Below are 236 nucleotides of genomic sequence, written 5' to 3'. Positions count from 1 at the left end.
CTGACTCTGCCGCTCAGATAGTCGTCGAAGTCCTCGTCAAACTCCGTCCCCTCATTCTCGAATTGAGCTTGATACTCTTCCGCTTTGGAATTATCTCCATTTTCCAGGCAGGCGATGATCAGTGTTTCTTTCACATACGCCAGCTCCGGGTTCTCCTCGTAGGCCTGGTTCACCAGTTCAAGCCCTCTCTCCTTCTCTCCCTCCAGCAGGCAGAGAATCCCCAGGGCACGGAGTGC

The 236-nt window shown here is 54.2% G+C and carries 1 pseudogene; it reads right to left on the bottom strand.

The window, feature by feature from the left end:
- Positions 1-236 (bottom strand): annotated as a pseudogene (locus LI114_RS14040) (hypothetical protein); the annotation flags it as partial.

This window comes from Ruminococcus sp. 210702-SL.1.03 (assembly GCF_020559915.1).
Classification (GTDB): Bacteria; Bacillota; Clostridia; order Oscillospirales; family Ruminococcaceae; genus YE71.
Note: the sequence above shows the minus strand (reverse complement) of the source record. Positions and strands in the feature narration are given on the sequence as shown.